General features: G+C 56.6%; 13 protein-coding genes and 3 tRNA genes. 4 read left to right on the forward strand and 12 right to left on the reverse strand.

The genetic code is table 11. The features are described from left to right. Nucleotides 1–178 precede the first annotated feature (178 nt). A complete protein-coding gene (locus HMPREF1147_RS00605) occupies nt 179–2,143 on the forward strand; it encodes a methyl-accepting chemotaxis protein (protein WP_009657362.1) in 1,965 nt (654 codons plus the stop codon). A 66-nt stretch (nt 2,144–2,209) separates the two neighbouring features. Here HMPREF1147_RS00605 and HMPREF1147_RS00610 read toward each other — a convergent pair whose 3' ends face one another. The 5 genes from HMPREF1147_RS00610 to codY all read right to left on the reverse strand — a co-directional run bounded on the left by HMPREF1147_RS00610 (nt 2,210) and on the right by codY (nt 4,073). Further along, complete coding sequence (locus tag HMPREF1147_RS00610) at nt 2,210–2,821, reverse strand: DedA family protein (RefSeq protein WP_009439132.1); 612 nt, start codon at nt 2,819–2,821, stop codon at nt 2,210–2,212. 82 nt (nt 2,822–2,903) lie between these two features. Further along, a tRNA-Phe gene (locus HMPREF1147_RS00615) sits at nt 2,904–2,979 on the reverse strand. Between the two features lie 5 nt (nt 2,980–2,984). Beyond that, nucleotides 2,985–3,061: transfer RNA gene (locus HMPREF1147_RS00620), tRNA-Asp, on the reverse strand. Between the two features lie 5 nt (nt 3,062–3,066). Then, nucleotides 3,067–3,141 (reverse strand) — tRNA-Glu (locus HMPREF1147_RS00625). 101 nt (nt 3,142–3,242) lie between these two features. Next, entirely contained in the window at nt 3,243–4,073 is an 831-nt protein-coding gene (gene codY, locus HMPREF1147_RS00630; protein ID WP_009349807.1) for a GTP-sensing pleiotropic transcriptional regulator CodY, read from the reverse strand. A 486-nt stretch (nt 4,074–4,559) separates the two neighbouring features. Between codY and rpmB the strand changes: the two genes are divergently transcribed. The 3 genes from rpmB (at nt 4,560) to HMPREF1147_RS00645 (ending at nt 6,745) form a co-directional block, all read left to right on the forward strand. Continuing rightward, complete coding sequence (gene rpmB, locus HMPREF1147_RS00635; protein WP_009349805.1) at nt 4,560–4,751, forward strand: 50S ribosomal protein L28; 192 nt, start codon at nt 4,560–4,562, stop codon at nt 4,749–4,751. An 89-nt stretch (nt 4,752–4,840) separates the two neighbouring features. Beyond that, nucleotides 4,841–5,380 carry a carbonic anhydrase gene (locus tag HMPREF1147_RS00640; RefSeq protein ID WP_009657327.1) on the forward strand — a complete coding sequence of 180 codons (540 nt, stop codon included), beginning with the start codon at nt 4,841–4,843 and terminating at the stop codon, nt 5,378–5,380. Nucleotides 5,381–5,407: 27 nt separating this feature from the next. Continuing rightward, a complete protein-coding gene (locus tag HMPREF1147_RS00645; protein WP_050992858.1) occupies nt 5,408–6,745 on the forward strand; it encodes a PepSY-associated TM helix domain-containing protein in 1,338 nt (445 codons plus the stop codon). 139 nt (nt 6,746–6,884) lie between these two features. Here HMPREF1147_RS00645 and HMPREF1147_RS00650 read toward each other — a convergent pair whose 3' ends face one another. From HMPREF1147_RS00650 to htpX, 7 genes are all read right to left on the reverse strand, one after another. Beyond that, nucleotides 6,885–7,535, reverse strand: coding sequence for a vWA domain-containing protein (locus HMPREF1147_RS00650; protein WP_009657324.1), 651 nt, complete (start codon nt 7,533–7,535; stop codon nt 6,885–6,887). A gap of 88 nt (nt 7,536–7,623) precedes the next feature. Then, nucleotides 7,624–8,640, reverse strand: coding sequence for a macro domain-containing protein (locus HMPREF1147_RS00655; RefSeq protein WP_009657431.1), 1,017 nt, complete (start codon nt 8,638–8,640; stop codon nt 7,624–7,626). Nucleotides 8,641–8,726: 86 nt separating this feature from the next. Further along, a complete protein-coding gene (locus HMPREF1147_RS00660; RefSeq protein WP_009657330.1) occupies nt 8,727–9,176 on the reverse strand; it encodes a hypothetical protein in 450 nt (149 codons plus the stop codon). A 51-nt stretch (nt 9,177–9,227) separates the two neighbouring features. Then, the gene (locus HMPREF1147_RS00665) at nt 9,228–13,019 is read right to left on the reverse strand and encodes a phosphoribosylformylglycinamidine synthase (RefSeq protein ID WP_009657421.1); all 3,792 of its coding nucleotides are present in this window, start codon (nt 13,017–13,019) and stop codon (nt 9,228–9,230) included. Nucleotides 13,020–13,090: 71 nt separating this feature from the next. Continuing rightward, nucleotides 13,091–13,801, reverse strand: coding sequence for a purine-nucleoside phosphorylase (gene deoD / locus HMPREF1147_RS00670; protein ID WP_009349798.1), 711 nt, complete (start codon nt 13,799–13,801; stop codon nt 13,091–13,093). 62 nt (nt 13,802–13,863) lie between these two features. Next, nucleotides 13,864–14,853, reverse strand: a complete 990-nt coding sequence (gene galE, locus HMPREF1147_RS00675) for a UDP-glucose 4-epimerase GalE (protein WP_009657315.1) — start codon at nt 14,851–14,853, stop codon at nt 13,864–13,866. Nucleotides 14,854–14,976: 123 nt separating this feature from the next. Continuing rightward, a complete protein-coding gene (gene htpX / locus HMPREF1147_RS00680) occupies nt 14,977–15,846 on the reverse strand; it encodes a zinc metalloprotease HtpX (RefSeq protein ID WP_009349796.1) in 870 nt (289 codons plus the stop codon). Between the last annotated feature and the right edge of the window lie 53 nt (nt 15,847–15,899).

The following is a 15,899-nucleotide window of genomic DNA, read 5'->3' on the forward strand; positions in this document are numbered from 1 at the left end:
ATAGAAGTTTTTTTACATATTATTTTTGCAATATAATTATTTTTCATGATTTTTTCTTAAATTTTTATTTCAATATTGATAAAATGTTATAGACAACATGCAGGAGAAAGAGGTACAATATGCCCATATGGAAATTATAGGTACATTGTACCTTCGGTTCTAGAAAGGAAGGACTCCTATGAAGCTGCGTGCAAAAATCATGGCACTTGTCGGTGTTCCGCTCATCTGCATATTTCTTATCATGTTGGGCACGATTTACTGGAAGGCTTCGGAAAGTATTCAGCAAGTCGCCTCACAAGAAATGCTTCAGATGGCGAATGTTTACGCTGCCAACATCAACACGGCGCTCCAGGCAAAATCGCGTACCCTCGAAACGGTCACGCGTCTATGGAGCACAAAACCCACCTCCTATGAGGACATGACGCTTGGTGCAAAGGAGTTTGCGACGCAGAACTCCGATTTCTTTGTGGGTTTCCCCGATAAGCCGTTCATCGACGGTGCAGGATATGATATACCGAGCGATTTCGACGCGACGTCGCGCGGCTGGTACAAAGATGCGCTCTCCTCGAACAAGGTCTGCCAGTCCTCCGTCTACAAGGCAGCCAACGGTATGCCCGTCATGAGCTTTAGCTCCGCCATCCGCGACGGCAATACCGTCGTCGGCGTCGCGGGCTGCGATCTGAACCTCAGCCTCGTCGCCGACATGCTCTCCAAGGCAAAAGTCTACGACACGGGCAAGGCATTCCTCCTCACGAAGGACGGCAATTTTATCTATCATGAAAAATACTCGATCGACGACAGTATTTCGTCCGTGAACGAGCCGGAGCTCCAAACGCTTGCCCCTACATTCTTTTCCGGGTCGTCCGCCTTCAGCGAGAGCGCGGATAGTTTTTACGCCTCGACCCCGGTCGGTGATTCGGGCTGGGTTCTTGTCCTGCGCGTGCCGCAGTCCGAGGTCTTTGCCTCCTCGCGCGCCCTCCTCGGCATCATGGTCGGTATTGCAGTCTTCGCGTTCATTATCCTCTCGGGCATTCTCTTCTACATCGCACGCCTGATCTCCGTACCGGTCGAGGATCTCGCCGGATTCGCCGCGACCATCGCGCAGGGAGATCTGCGCAAAACCGCGCTGCCGGTCGAGCGCACGGACGAAATCGGCACACTGCACAATTCGTTCTGCAACATGACACACAATCTGCGCAAACTCATTCGCCAGGTCAGCGAGGTCGCGGGACACATCGCCGAGTCCTCTGCCGATCTCTCAGAAAATACCAAAGAGGCGGCACAGGCTTCGGAATACACGGCCAAATCTGTCGCACAGGTGGCGGATGCATCGCGTGCGCAGAGTGAGACCATCTCGTCGGCGACAGGGCTCATGCAGGAGTCCTCATCCAGCATCTCTCAGGTCACGGACGTCATCAGCGAGATTGTCGACTCCGCGAAAGCAACAGAGGAAGCAACCCGCGAAGGTCAGACGATCCTCTCCAATACGATCAGCAAGATGAACAGTCTCAAAGACGGAACGGTTGCCGTCACGGATACGGTCAAGGAACTGCAAAGCAGCGCGCACGAGGTCTCTTCCATTGTCGAGATGATCACAAATATCTCGGAACAGACCAACCTCCTGGCGCTCAACGCCGCGATCGAAGCCGCTCGTGCGGGCGAACACGGCAAGGGTTTCTCCGTCGTAGCGGACGAGGTACGCAAGCTCGCCGAGCAGTCGAAGGAAGCAACACAGAACATCTCTACACTCCTCGGCAGCAACGCCGTGCAGATGGATAAAACTTTCCGTGCAATGGAAGAGCAGACCACCAACGTTGAGGAGAGTGTCGAAGAGATCCATCGCTCCGGTGAGAAGTTTGCCGCCATCGCCGAACTCATTGAGGGTCTCTCGGGACAAATCAACCACATCGCAGAAATCGCCGCCTCGGTTCAGAAGACCAGTCACCGCGCGGTCAGCTCCATCGAAAACATCAAGAGCGGGTCAAGCGATGCCGATACCAAGATGCAGGAAGAAGTATCGGCAATCTCCTCCGCCGCCGAACAGCAATCCGCCGCCATGTCGGAGATTGCCGCCGCGAGCCATACGCTTTCCGAATTGGGACAAGAGCTGCAGCAGACCACCAAGCAGTTCCGTTTATCCTAAACTAAAATCACAAAAAATAAACCGACCGATCAGATAAGCCTGATCGGCCGGTTTATTTTTATACTGTCAGCGCAGCCTGCGCTCCTTTTTCTTTTTCCAACGTACATAAAAGACAACTGCCGCAATCACCGCGCCGACGATAAAAATAAGGCTCGCCTCATGTCCGTATGCCATGAGATCCGTCCAGCTCTCGCCGAGCAGCATTCCCGCGTAAAGAATGGCGGCCGTCCACGGAAGCGATCCCGCAATCGTATAGAGGAAAAACCTGTTGCGGTTCACACGCGCAAATCCCGCGGGCAGCGAGATGAAGGTACGCACGACGGGCAGCATCCGGCTGAAAAAGACCGCCTTGAGACCGTAGCGGTCGAACCAGCGCTGCGCCACATCCACATGGGACTGCTTGATGAGGAAATATTTCCCGTACTTCTCCACAAACGGACGACCGCCGTACGCACCGACCTCATAGGCAAAAATCGAGCCGAGCAGACCGCCGGTCATACCTGCGGCAAGAGCGCCCTCGAATGACATATGCCCCGCGAAGATAAGATAGCCTGCAAAGCCAAGAATGAGCTCACTCGGGATGGGGATGCAGGCATTCTCCGCCGCCATCAGAAGGGCGACGGCGGCATATCCCCACGATGCGATAAACGAGAGAAAAAGCTGATTAAAATACTCCACCGAAATGCGCTCCCTTATAAAATCCTCGAATCCCTACAAAAAAAGCCCCGGTGCATACTGTACCGGAGACCGACGTTCATGGTGGTGCCTCAGAGCGGAATCGAACCACTGACACGGGGATTTTCAGTCCCCTGCTCTACCAACTGAGCTACCGAGGCAAAAATGGCGACCCGAAGGGGACTTGAACCCCTGACCTCCGCCGTGACAGGGCGGCATTCTAACCAACTAAACTACCGGGCCGTATTTGGTGACGCGTACGGGATTCGAACCCGTGAAGCCGCCGTGAAAGGGCGGTGTCTTAACCACTTGACCAACGCGCCGTGACTGTTTCGGCTGCAAAATAAAATGGCGTTCGCAACACACTCACGGACGCCATTATATTGGATTTTCACGCTGTTGTCAATACCTTTATACGTGCATGTCAGAGATTGATGCCGCTGCCAAGGTTCGCCCACTGGACGTCGGCGGCATACTCCTCAAGTTCCGGCAACTTCTCCATGAGATAGGAGTTCGTCACGCGCACGAACGTCCCCTTCATACCGAGCGACTTCGACTCAATAACGCCCGCCGACTCAAACTTGCGCAGTGCATTGACGATGACCGAGCGCGTAATCTTTGCCTCGTCAGCGATGCGCGACGCGATCAGCCTGCCCTCAAACTTGCCCTGGCTGGCGAGCTCCTGCAAAATGGCATGTGCCGCCTTGCGCTCGGAGTAGGAAAGCGTCTCGACTGCGATGCGCACTGCCTCGCGCTGCCGCGCCTCTACCTCGCTGCGCTGTGCCTCGTCGCGCAGCATCTCCATGCCGACAACGGTTGCGCCATACTCGCAGAGCAGGAGATCCGGATCGCCGAACTCCTTCTTCCCCGTTGCCACAACGAGCGTCCCCAAACGACGCCGCGGACCAAAAATCGGTGTGATCGCGATGTTTTGCCCTCTGAAGAGCTGTGCAATCTCCTTTTCGTAGGACGCCTGTCCTTCGACACGCAGATTGACGTGCGTCTCCTCGAGACGGTTGAGCCAATCGACATATTTGCGCGGGAAGCGCCCTTGTTCGATTACTTCATTGACCATGAGATCCTCGTCGTAATCATCGAAGAGGGCATACCCGCATATCGCGCCGCTCTCGTCGGTAATGTAGACATTCGCCTCAAGGACGTTGCTCAACACACGCGAAATCCCATCATACTCAACGCTTTCGGAGCGCTGCAGGAGACGGTTGATTTGCCGTGTCTTCCCCAACAGTGAAATCATGTGAATCCCCCTCTTTCTCAGGCTGCATCCGCTGCCCGTGAAACCATGTTGCCATACCCCATACCTACTTTAATATCTTCTCCTGCATATATCATACTACTTTTTTTCTAAATTTCAAGAAAAACTTGAATGTTTTTCATTTTTGCTACATTAAGCAATAAAAAACACGACTCAGAAGATTCCAATTCGTAAAGATTCAGCTCTACTTAATTCAGAATAAAAATAATAAAAGGAGAAAACAAAAAATAGACCGGCATGATTTTATCACATATAATAGAAAATGCAAACATCTTCCAAAAATTTTTCAAAAAAATAAATCGAAAAAAATATTTTCAATAATATTGTGACGCAAAGGACAATCTCACGTATTTTTTCGCGATGTACAGAAAAATTTTTCACGGCATATTGCCTAATGACGGGAAGCATAGTATAATAGCTTGGTATTGCGCACGGCTTGAGTGAAGTCTGCGCCGAGGAGGTGTAACAATGGCAAGTGTATGCGAGGTCTGCGGCAAAGGACCGATGAGCGGGAATAATGTGAGTCACTCCCATGTAAAGACGAAACGCAAATGGAAGCCGAATATCCAGCGTGTCCGCGCCCTTGTGAAGGGTGAAATCAAACACGTCAATGTGTGTACGCGCTGCCTGCGTTCGGGCAACGTCGATCGTGCCGTCTGAGCATTCAGTGCATAGAGAAAGCCGTCCGGCACGCCGGGCGGTTTTTTCTTTTTTGGGGAATATTGAATCAACGGGAAAGAGGTATAAAGATGGGGACGGAAAATGCGCGGGAGATTCGCGCTGCCAATGCAGCGTATCGGGCGGACTTTGGAGATAAGGGGCGGCTCTCGCACCATCCGACGCGCGCCTTTGCGGTCGTCACCTGCATGGATTGCCGGCTCGACCCCGCGAAATTCGCAGGGCTTGCCGAAGGGGACGCGCATGTGATCCGCAACGCGGGCGGGCGCGTCACAGAGGATGTGATCCGCTCGCTGCTGATCTCGCACAAGAGGCTCGGCACGACGGAGTGGTTCGTCATTCAGCATACGCACTGCGGGATGCAGTCCTTTACCAACGAAGAGGCGCAGGAGCAGTTCGCCGCCGATACGGGATCGCCCGAGGCGTACTATATGGACTTCATGCCCATCCGCGGCACGATCGAGGAAAGCGTCGTGCGCGATGTACGGCGCTTGCGCCTGCATCCGCTCGTCCCGCCCGAGATAATCATCCACGGCTACATCTACGACGTGGAGACGGGACACCTCGCGCTCTCAGAGGAGGCAAATAAAATCGGTGCGGCACGCGTGTAAAAATTTCTTTCCTGCCATTCATGGGAGATGACCAATATGGCAATGCGTCTTTGTTATCAAATCCACCGGTGGGTGAGTCTCGTCTGCACGCTGTTCTTCCTGATGCTGACGCTGACGGGGCTGCCGATGCTCTTTCGCGACGAGCTGCGCGCATGGAACACGGTTAATCTGCCGCCGGCAGGCGATCCGATGCCGCAAAGGGAGATCTGGGAGGCTCTGCCGGAGGGATTCGCCGCAGTCGCCGCGAATTTCCCCGGCAAGGAGATCCGTGCCGTGACGCCAAATCCTGCGGACGGCACGCTCTATTTCCTTGTGCAGGATAAAGGCAGCAAGACTGCCGCGCGCGCACACATGCGCATGGGCGGCGAGCAGATCATGTACGATGTGCGCACGGGAGAGGTCTTTAACCGCAAGGAGCGCGTCTACCGCGTGCAGGGCATCGAGACGATGCTGCGATGGGCACATCTCCTGCACACGCAGCTCGGCACTGCCGGCATGGCGGGTAAACATTTTCTCGCGCTCATGTGTCTCCTCGCGATTCTCTCTATGATCTCAGGTGTCATCCTCTACGCGCCGATGATGAAGGGGCTCGCATTCGGTACGATCCGGAAAAATGCGCGGCGCGTGCTGTGGTCGGACTGGCATAAATACGCCTCCGCCTTTGCGCTCGTGTGGGCTCTTGTACTCTGTCTCAGCGCCGTCTTCATCGCCTCCTACTCCGCGGGCTCGCGAAATTACCACCGCGACGCGCATATAGCTGCGATGGAGGCGTTCTCCTCCTATGTGCCGTTCGGTATCCCGATCACTCCTGCGGATGCGCTTCGCACGGTGCAGGAGGCCTATCCGGACAAGAACATCCTCACGATGGCGCTGCCCGAGCACGACGGCGGGCATTATACGTTCCACATCGCCGACCCGCCTGCGAAGCCGACAAATTTTGTCCTTGACGAGATGGTGTTCCTGCCGGACGACCGCGGAGCTGAACCGCTGCTCGTCCCGCCGCCGGACTGGCTGCGCATGACGCCGATCTTCCTCAACCTGCATATCCACAACCACGATACGATCCCTCTCAAGATTATTTGGGCGGCGATGCTCCTTCTGACAGCAGCGATGATCGTAACGGGCTGTGTGCTCCTGTGGACGAGGAAATACAATGCAGTCTACCCGAATGCACCGAAAGCGGTACGCCGCATCGGGGCGTCCATATGGCGCGCCCCCGTGCTGATCGCCGTTCTCTCTGTAATCGGTCTATTCGCCCCCATCACAGGCGGCATCGGCAACATCGTCGGTGTCCTCGCGTTGGGTCTGCCGGTCGTATATTTTGTCTATTTGCTGATGCGCATGAATCATGATCACCGTGCCTAGTTTCATCATGCCGTCGAATACTGACGTTTCGCAGCTGCGATAAATGCCCTCGCACTGCGCCATTTTCCCCGCTAAAAAGAGCTGCAGCACATTGTACAATACATATGTGCCGCAGCTCTTTTCCATAGCAATATGAGGATTATGATCTGCCGCGCCGCCGCACATCCTCCTCGATCCCCTTTTTCCAATCCGCGGAAAGGGGCTCCTCACAGACACGCACACATCTGATCGCTTCGGACATTGCCATGAAGTTCAGCGTTGTCCCCCGGGCATCCGCACGGTAGTTCACAGCGTGCCCTGCGCCGATGCCGACCTGCCCGGCAGCCTCAATGGCATCGATATTTGCCCCAAGGAAGAGGAACTCCCAACCGCGCGCCTTTTGCTTCTTCACCATTTGTTTCACGCGCTCATAGGTATAGCGTGTGCTTGCATTTTCCATGCCGTCCGTCGTAATGATGAAAAGTGTCTTTTCCGGCACATCTTCACGCCGTGCATACTTATGGACATTGGCAATGTGCCGTATCGCGCCGCCCACGGCATCAAGGAGCGCCGTGCTGCCGCGTACGAAGTATTCGCGCGCGGTGAGCTGCGGAACCTCTGCGATCGGCAGACGGTCATGGATCACATCGATTTCGTTGTCAAAGAGCACCGTCGATACATATGCGTCGCCCTCTTCCTCCTGCTGCTTTGCAAGCATGGAGTTAAATCCGCCGACAGTATCCGCCGCTTCGAGACCGCCCATTGATCCGCTGCGATCCAAAATAAATACAATCTCCGTTACCTTGTTCATGATAAATCCTCCCTCTCTGCTGAAAGACTTTTACTGTCATGATTTTAGCAAAAAGGAAGGGCGCGGCGGTCGCCTGCAAAGCGACAAATCAGCTGCCGAGGGTCGGCTGCTCAAACGAAAACAGCGCCTGGTTGATGATAAAAATATCGTATTTTTCACGTGTGATAAAGTATTCGACAATGAGATCCGCTTTGCTGCTGTGCGAGAGCGCATAGCCCGCACGCTCAAGGAGATCGCGCGTCTCATCAAGACTCAGACGAAGCGCCACGGAAAGCGCGAGTGCCGTACTCTTGCGCGGCTGATAATCCGAATTGCTGCGAATCTTTGAGAACAGTTTACGGTCGATATTCGCCCGCTTATAGACCTCGGGATCCTTAAATCCTTTCGCGTCGATATAGTGTATCAGCCGCTCGGAAAACGTCTCATCCCTGCGTCCCAGCCATCGGCCGAGAGAGGATGCCGTTCCGGTGCCGAGACCTATCAAGCGGCGCGGCGGTCTCGCCCCCGCGCCGCGGGGACGCCGCACCTCAAATATCGGCTCCTCCTCCGCAGTACGCATATCCCGCGCTGCCGCCCGTGCCGCATAATTCTCGTCAATATATGCACGCACATCGTCAAAAAGGTGTCCCGAACGTTGAAATGACTTGCGGTTGAACACGACGAGATAGACAGTCATATCGTGCCGTAAAACGTATTCACTGATTGCTCCCACGGCAGTCTCCAGGGCAGCTTCGACAGGACAGCCAAAGATCCCCGCCGAGATGAGCGGAAATGCAACCGTCTTGCAGCCATGTTCCCGTGCAAGACGCAGCGACGATAGGTATGCCGCACGCAGGAGATCCGGCTCACCGTGCTTTCCGTCCTGCCACACGGGGCCGACCGTATGGATGACATAGTGCGCAGGCAGGTCAAATCCCGGCGTGATGAACGCCTCGCCGGTGAGAATATCGCCAATTTTGCGGCGTGCCGCAATCAGCGCTGCCCCCGCTGCACGGTGAATCGCACCATCCACACCTCCCCCGATGATCGGGCGCGGATTCGCACTGTTCACGATCGCATCGACATTCATCTTTGTAATATCATTTCGTATGAGTTCAAACGGCACCGTGATTCTCCCCTTTGCAGAAAAAGGCTCTCCCGAGTTCCTCTTCTCGGGAAAGCCTTTTCATTCGCCATGTGTATATCCCTCACTCACGCGTACATAAATGCGGCGGCAAGTCCCCAAATGATCAGGAGAATACCGACAGCCCACGCGTAGACGCCGGCGCGCGGCAGACGCTGCACGAAGAAGTACAGCCCTTGATCGGCACGCGGCAGTTGTTTTACGGTTTCTTCATCCGCCGCCATGCCGATGCGTGCCGCAAATGAACGCCGAATGAAATAGAGAGGAAGCCCGCCGCAAAGCAGAATACAGCCGATGAAGAATCTGAGCATGGATTGTGCTTTCTCGGATTCAAAATCGTAGCCGGGCACGAGGTCTAGGTCGTGGATCACAAACGGAATGAGCGCGATGAGTACCGATCCGAAGACGCCGACCGTACACATGAGCGCGGCACCGCTTGCTTCACCCCGCCGATACCAAACGATCGTCTGCAGGAGACGTTTTCCAACGAGCAATAAAATAAACGCTGTGATATACACAAAAAATAAACTCCTCTTCCTGTTGACAGGCATGCTTCCTGCTCCTTGATGTTACCGCATGAAATACGCGGCGCCGGACTCGAACACCTGTTGATTCATATCGCCGACAACGTTCTTTCCGATGTTCTCGCCGATGCGCTCCGCATGCGCCATGCGCCCATAGATGCGCCCGTCTGGACTAGTAATGCCCTCGATCGCGTTGACCGATCCGTTTGGATTGTACGGCTGCTCGAGCGTCGGATCGCCTTGATCGTTCACGTACTGCGTCGCGATCTGCCCGCGCACGCGCAAATTCGCCACGGTTCTCGCATCGGCATAGAAACGCCCCTCACCGTGCGAGACGGCAATCGTATGTGCATCGCCGACGTTGACGTTCGTCAGCCACGGCGAGAGATTCGACGAAACGCGCACGCGCACGGTCTGCGACACGTGACGTGCGATATTGTTGTAGGTAAGCGTCGGCGCGTTTTCGTCGAGATCGCAGATTTTCCCGTAGGGCAGCAGTCCAAGTTTAAGGAGCGCTTGAAACCCGTTGCAGATGCCGAGGATCAGCCCGTCCTGGTCGCGCAGGAGACGCTGCACCCCTTCGGCGATCTCGGGCGCACGGAACATCGCCGCAATGAACTTGCCCGATCCGCCCGGCTCATCACCGCCGCTGAACCCGCCCGGCAGCATGAGAATCTGAGCCTGCCGCAGAGCCGCAGCGATCGCGTGCACGGTCTCCTCAACCGCCTGCGGTGTGAGGTTGCGCACGACGAGGATCTCCGGAACCGCGCCGACACGCTCCCATGCGCGCGCGGAGTCATATTCGCAGTTTGTCCCCGGAAATACGGGAATGAGTACGCGCGGACGCGCAATCTTTACCGCACGGCTCAGCGGGCGTCCGCTCGTATAGGGCGCATAGGTCGGGCGGTCGATCTGCCGCACCGTCTGCGGCACCGTTGTTGGGAAGATCTTCTCCAGCGGCTCGGTATACGCCGCCTTGACATCGGAAAGCACGATGGTATCGAGATCCGTGATGATGCTCGGCACGTCGCGCGTCTCACCGAGTTCAACGGCGCCCGTCCCCGCAAGCTCCTTCGGAATATCGAGTGTCGAAGCGACCTCAAGCAATACCGTTCCATAAAGAGGCTTAAAAAGATCATCCTGCGGAATAAATGCCTTGAACTTAAAGCCGAGATTGTTGCCCAGGCACATCTTCGAAAGCGCCGCCGCGATGCCGCCCTTTCCGACGGTCTGCGCAGAGAATGCCTTCTGCCCGGCGATCAGCTGATAGATCTTTTCAAAATTTTTATTCAGGCGCGGGAAGACGGGCAGATCCTGCGCATCGCGCGGCACGGGGATCATGACGACGCGGTTCGCCGGGAATTTGAACTCGGGCGAGATCACCTCATCCGCACGAACGGGCGCAACGGCAAATGCCACGAGCGTCGGCGGCACGTTCAGATCCTCGAACGTGCCGGACATCGAGTCCTTGCCGCCGATGGCGGGCATCCCCAGCGCGTGCTGGGCATAGAGCGCGCCGAGAAGTGCGGCAAAGGGCTTGCCCCATTTCTTCGGATCGGTGCCAAGATGCTCGAAATACTCTTGCAAGGTCAAGCGAATCTGTTGTGGATTGCCCCCTGTTGCAACGATCTTCGCCGCTGCCTCAACGATCGCGTAGACTGCACCATGGAACGGACTCCATGTCGAAAGATCGGGATCGAATCCGAACGCCATCGCCGACGCCGTATTCGTCTCCCCTGTCCGCACAGGAATCTTTGCAACCATTGCTTCTGCGGGGGTCAGCTGATATTTCCCGCCAAACGGCATGAGAACGGAGGCTGCGCCAATAGTGGCGTCAAAGCGCTCGCCGAGCCCCTTTTGACTGCATACGTTCAGGTCGCGCAGATTACTGAGCCACGCCTTCTCAAGATCACGTCCGGCGCGTCTGACGACGCCGGGAACCTGCTGCAGATACGGATTCTTCTCATTCGGTGTCTCGATAAGCGTGCGTACGCGCTGACGCACGCCGTTCGTCGCGAGGAAGCTGCGCGCGAGCCGCACGATCTCCTTGCCGCGCCACTTCATAACGAGACGCGGCTCCGCCGTCACGACCGCGACGCGGGTTGCTTCGAGATTTTCGGCGTCTGCGTGATGCAGAAACGCCTCAACATCCCCGGGCGCAAGCACAACCGCCATACGCTCCTGTGACTCTGAGATGGCAAGCTCCGTGCCGTCAAGCCCCTCGTATTTTTTCGGCACGGCATCGAGATCAATCATCAGTCCGTCGGCGAGCTCGCCGATCGCAACGGCGACACCCCCCGCACCGAAATCATTGCAGCGCTTGATCATGCGGCTGACTTCAGGATTCCGGAACAGCCGCTGGATCTTACGCTCGGTCGGCGCATTTCCTTTCTGCACCTCCGCGCCCGAGGTTGTCAGCGACGCCTCCGTATGCTGCTTCGATGAGCCTGTCGCACCGCCGATGCCGTCGCGTCCCGTGCGTCCGCCGAGCAGGACAATGACGTCGCCCGGCGCGGGGCGCTCGCGCACAACCTGCGCCGCAGGAGCAGCGCCGATGACCGCACCGATCTCCATGCGCTTGGCGAGGTATCCTTTATGATAGATTTCACGCACAATCCCCGTCGCAAGTCCGATCTGATTTCCGTAAGAGCTGTATCCCTCTGCCGCGCCGATTGTGATTTTCTTCTGCGGGAGCTTGCCCTGTAAGGTGTCCTCGATCGGTACGCGCGGATCCCATGCCCCCGTGACGCGCATCGCCTGATAGACATAGGAGCGCCCCGAGAGCGGGTCGCGGATCGCGCCGCCGAGACAGGTCGCCGCACCGCCGAACGGCTCAATCTCCGTCGGATGGTTATGCGTCTCGTTCTTGAACATGAGCAGCCAGTCCTCGTCCTTGCCGTCCACGTCCACCTTGATGCGGATGCTGCACGCGTTGATCTCCTCCGATTCGTCGAGATCCTTAAGTTTGCCCTCCGCACGCAGCGCCTTCATGCCGATGACCGCGATGTCCATCAGCGTAGATTCACGCTTTTTTCCGTCCGTATAGAGCGCCCGGCGGTCGTCCGTATATTGCTGATAGGCTTCGAGAATAGGCAGAGAGAAAAAGCCGTTTTCGATATTCACCGCATCAATCGCCGTGGTAAATGTCGTGTGCCGGCAGTGATCCGACCAGTAGGTGTCGATGACGCGCAGCTCCGCGATCGTCGGCGCATGGCGCTCTGTGTCGCGGAAATACTGCTGCACAAATTCGAGATCCGCTTCGCTCATCGCAAAGCCGCGTGCCGCATGGAACCGCTCCAGCTCAATACGCGTGAGGCGCGTAAAGTCGGTCAGTACCTCCACATCCATCGGCATCGACACCTGCGCATCGAGTGTTGCGGGGGTCGCCAGTGATGCCTCACGGCTCTCCACCGTATTGATGAGATACTTTTTAATGCGCTCACAGGTTGGATCGTCTACCTTGCCGACGAGAACCACAACACGCGCCGTACGAACCACCGGACGCTCCCCCTGCGTCACGAGCTGCACACACTCCGCCGCGGCTGCCGCCGCCGGATCGAACTGCCCCGGCAGAGGCTCAATCGCAAAGATATGTGCATCCGAAAAATACGGAAGCGCATCCTCATACACCGTATCAACGGGCGGATCGGCAAAGACAATATTGCGCACCTGCGCAAACTCCTCTTCGCTCAGCCCTTCTATATCGTAACGCGTGATCAGGCGTACTGCACGCAGATGCGTAAGACGAAATGTCTCCACAAGGTCGGTGCACAGACGCTGTGCCGGAATATCGAAAAATCCTTGTCGTTTTTCTACAAAGATTCGTTTGACAGACATAGGAACCCCCTCTTCTGTGAAGCTATCATCCCATGTTCTATTTTATCCGAACTGCATAAAATATGCAACCGTTATTCCCCGACTGCCGTCTCGAGCGCGATCCTGATCATATCCTCGAATGTCGTCTGCCGCTCCTCCGCCGTGCAGCGCTCACCCGTCACGAGATGATCGCTGACCGTAAAGAGTGCCAGCGCCCGCCGCCCGAACTTCGCTGCGAGCGTGTAGAGGGCCGCGGCCTCCATCTCGACCGCCAGAACACCGTATTTGCGCAGCTTCTCATTGTCGATCTCCTCATCGTAGAACCGATCGACCGAAATCACATTGCCGACGCGTACGGAGAGACGCAGCTTCTTTGCATGTGCCACCGCCGCGGCAAGCAGATCATAGTCTGCGAGCGGTGCATAGTTGATGCTCCCGCCGAAGATGTTGCGGATCATCGACGAGTCCGTCGTCGCCCCCTGCGCGATGAGCACGTCGCGCAGCTTCACACGCTCGTGCATTCCGCCGCAGGTGCCGACACGAATGAGCGTCTGCACGCCGTAGTGCTCCATCAGCTCATTGACATAAATGGAGATTGACGGCATCCCCATGCCCGTCCCCTGCACAGAGACACGCGTGCCGCGATATATCCCCGTATAACCGAGGATGTTGCGGATAGAGGTATACTCCTGTGCGCCCTCAAGAAAATGCTCCGCGATGAACTTCGCGCGCAGCGGATCGCCGGGCAGCAGAATGCGCTCTGCGATCTCTCCGGGGGCGGCGGCAATATGCGGTGTACTCATAAAAATGCTCCTTTACAATTTGGTAAATGCCATATTCCTATCAAAAGCTCTTTCACGTTCCTTTAGTCCTCATACCCGTGCGGATGCGCGGCGTGCCACCGCCATGCCGTGCCGATGACCTCTTCCACATCTGTGAACTGCGGCTGCCAGCCGAGCACCGTACGCGCCTTCTCGCTCGACGCGATGAGCTGCGCCGGATCGCCCGCACGGCGCGCGCCGATCTCCACCGCGATTGCCTTGCCTGTCGCTTTTTCCGCCGCGGCGATCATCTCCTTCACCGAGAAGCCGCTGCCGCTCCCGAGGTTAAAAATGTCGCTCTCCCCGCCGCGCCGCAGATAGTCAAGCGCGCGCATATGCGCATCCGCGAGATCAACGACGTGAATGTAGTCGCGCAGACAGGTACCGTCCGGCGTCAGATAGTCGTCGCCATAGACCGTGATATGATCGCGTCTGCCCGTCGGAACCTGCAGAATCAGCGGAATGAGATGTGTCTCCGTTTTGTGATCCTCGCCGATCGAGCCGTCCGGCAGCGCCCCCGCCGCATTGAAATAGCGCAGCGAAACATAGCGCACGCCGCTTGCGCGGCTCACCCACTTCATCATCTTCTCCATCGTGAGCTTCGTCTCGCCGTACGCATTCGTCGGATTCGTCTCGTCGTCCTCGCGGATCGGCACGCGCTTCGGCTCGCCGTAGACCGCCGCCGTCGAAGAAAAGACGATCTTATCCACACCATGCCGCACCATCGCTTCGAGCAGGACCTGCATCCCGTAGACATTGTTGTTGAAATAGAGGAGCGGCTGCTCCATGCTCTCCCCCACCAGAGAATTTGCCGCGAAATGAATTACCGCCTCGATACTGCGCTCCGTAAAGATACGGTCAAGTGCCGCCGCATCGCGAATATCCCCCTCGCAGAACGTCGCCTGCGGATGCAGCGCGCCCCGATGTCCCGTCTGCAGATTATCGACAATGACGACCTCTTCGCCCCTCGCAATCAATTGATGCACCGCATGAGAGCCGATGTAGCCCGCACCGCCGCAAACCAGTATAGCCATGAACATGCTCCTTTCCGCTCTATTTTACAGTCCCGCAGCGAAGTTGGCAAGGCGGCACATGGAAATACGGCAATAAAAAAGATGCCATATGGTCATTCCATATGACATCTATAAGCAGGCTGCTCACCGAACACCCATGCGCTGCGCCTGTGCGTGGAGGCGTGCGATGCGTTCCTGCGTGTCCGGATGTGTCGAGAAGAGACTCTTGAAGGAGATGTCTCTGCCCGTGAGCGGGTTGATGATGCACATGTGCGCGGTCGCAGGAGTCGCCTCCGGAAGCGGGGCGCCGTGCATCGCATAGTATTCGATCTTTTCAAGCGCTGAGGCGAGGTAGTTCGGGTTGCCGCAGAACTCTGCGCCCGTCTCATCCGCGCTGTATTCGCGCGAGCGTGAGATCGCCAGTTGGATGAGCGCTGCCGCGATCGGCGCGATGATCGCTGTGGCAATCAGCCCGATGATACCGCCGCGGTCGTCGTCGCTCGAGCGTCCGCCGCCGAAGATCGCCGCCCACTGGGCAATATTTGCCGCGTAGGAAATGACGGTCGCCATCGTTGCCGCAACAGTCGAGATGAGGATATCGCGATGCTTGACATGCGCCAGCTCATGCCCGAGCACGCCGGAGATCTCGTTGTAGTCGAGCGCACGCATCAACCCCGTCGTGACGGCGACCGCCGCGTTGGACGGATTGCGCCCCGTGGCAAAGGCGTTCGGCGCATCCTCATTGATGATGTAGACGCGCGGCATGGGCAGCTGTGCCTGCCCCGCGAGTTTTTCGACCAGTCCGTACAGCTCAGGCGCACTTGAGCGGTCAACTTCCTGTGCATTATACATGCTGAGCACCATGCGGTCGGAAAACCAATACGAGAAAAAGTTCATGCCGAGCGCAATGACGAGCATGACGGTCATGCCCGTGTGTCCGGCAAACACGCCGCCGAGTGCAACCATGAGCGCCATCAGCAGCGCCATGAGCATTGTTGTCTTAAGGGAGTTCATAAAAATTCCTCCTTGATCAATTAACTTTGTCTTTTTGACTATAATAGCGAAGG

Origin of the sequence: Selenomonas sp. FOBRC9 (assembly GCF_000287655.1) — a bacterium.
GTDB lineage: Bacteria > Bacillota > Negativicutes > Selenomonadales > Selenomonadaceae > Centipeda > Centipeda artemidis.

Coding starts and splice junctions, on each gene's coding strand:
- HMPREF1147_RS00605 (WP_009657362.1), top strand. CDS start 179: ATGAAGCTGCGTGCAAAAATCATGGCACTTGTCGGTGTTCCGCTCATC.
- codY (WP_009349807.1), bottom strand. CDS start 4,073: ATGATTTCACTGTTGGGGAAGACACGGCAAATCAACCGTCTCCTGCAG.
- rpmB (WP_009349805.1), top strand. CDS start 4,560: ATGGCAAGTGTATGCGAGGTCTGCGGCAAAGGACCGATGAGCGGGAAT.
- HMPREF1147_RS00640 (WP_009657327.1), top strand. CDS start 4,841: ATGGGGACGGAAAATGCGCGGGAGATTCGCGCTGCCAATGCAGCGTAT.
- HMPREF1147_RS00645 (WP_050992858.1), top strand. CDS start 5,408: ATGACCAATATGGCAATGCGTCTTTGTTATCAAATCCACCGGTGGGTG.
- HMPREF1147_RS00650 (WP_009657324.1), bottom strand. CDS start 7,535: ATGAACAAGGTAACGGAGATTGTATTTATTTTGGATCGCAGCGGATCA.
- HMPREF1147_RS00665 (WP_009657421.1), bottom strand. CDS start 13,019: ATGTCTGTCAAACGAATCTTTGTAGAAAAACGACAAGGATTTTTCGAT.
- deoD (WP_009349798.1), bottom strand. CDS start 13,801: ATGAGTACACCGCATATTGCCGCCGCCCCCGGAGAGATCGCAGAGCGC.
- galE (WP_009657315.1), bottom strand. CDS start 14,853: ATGGCTATACTGGTTTGCGGCGGTGCGGGCTACATCGGCTCTCATGCG.
- htpX (WP_009349796.1), bottom strand. CDS start 15,846: ATGAACTCCCTTAAGACAACAATGCTCATGGCGCTGCTGATGGCGCTC.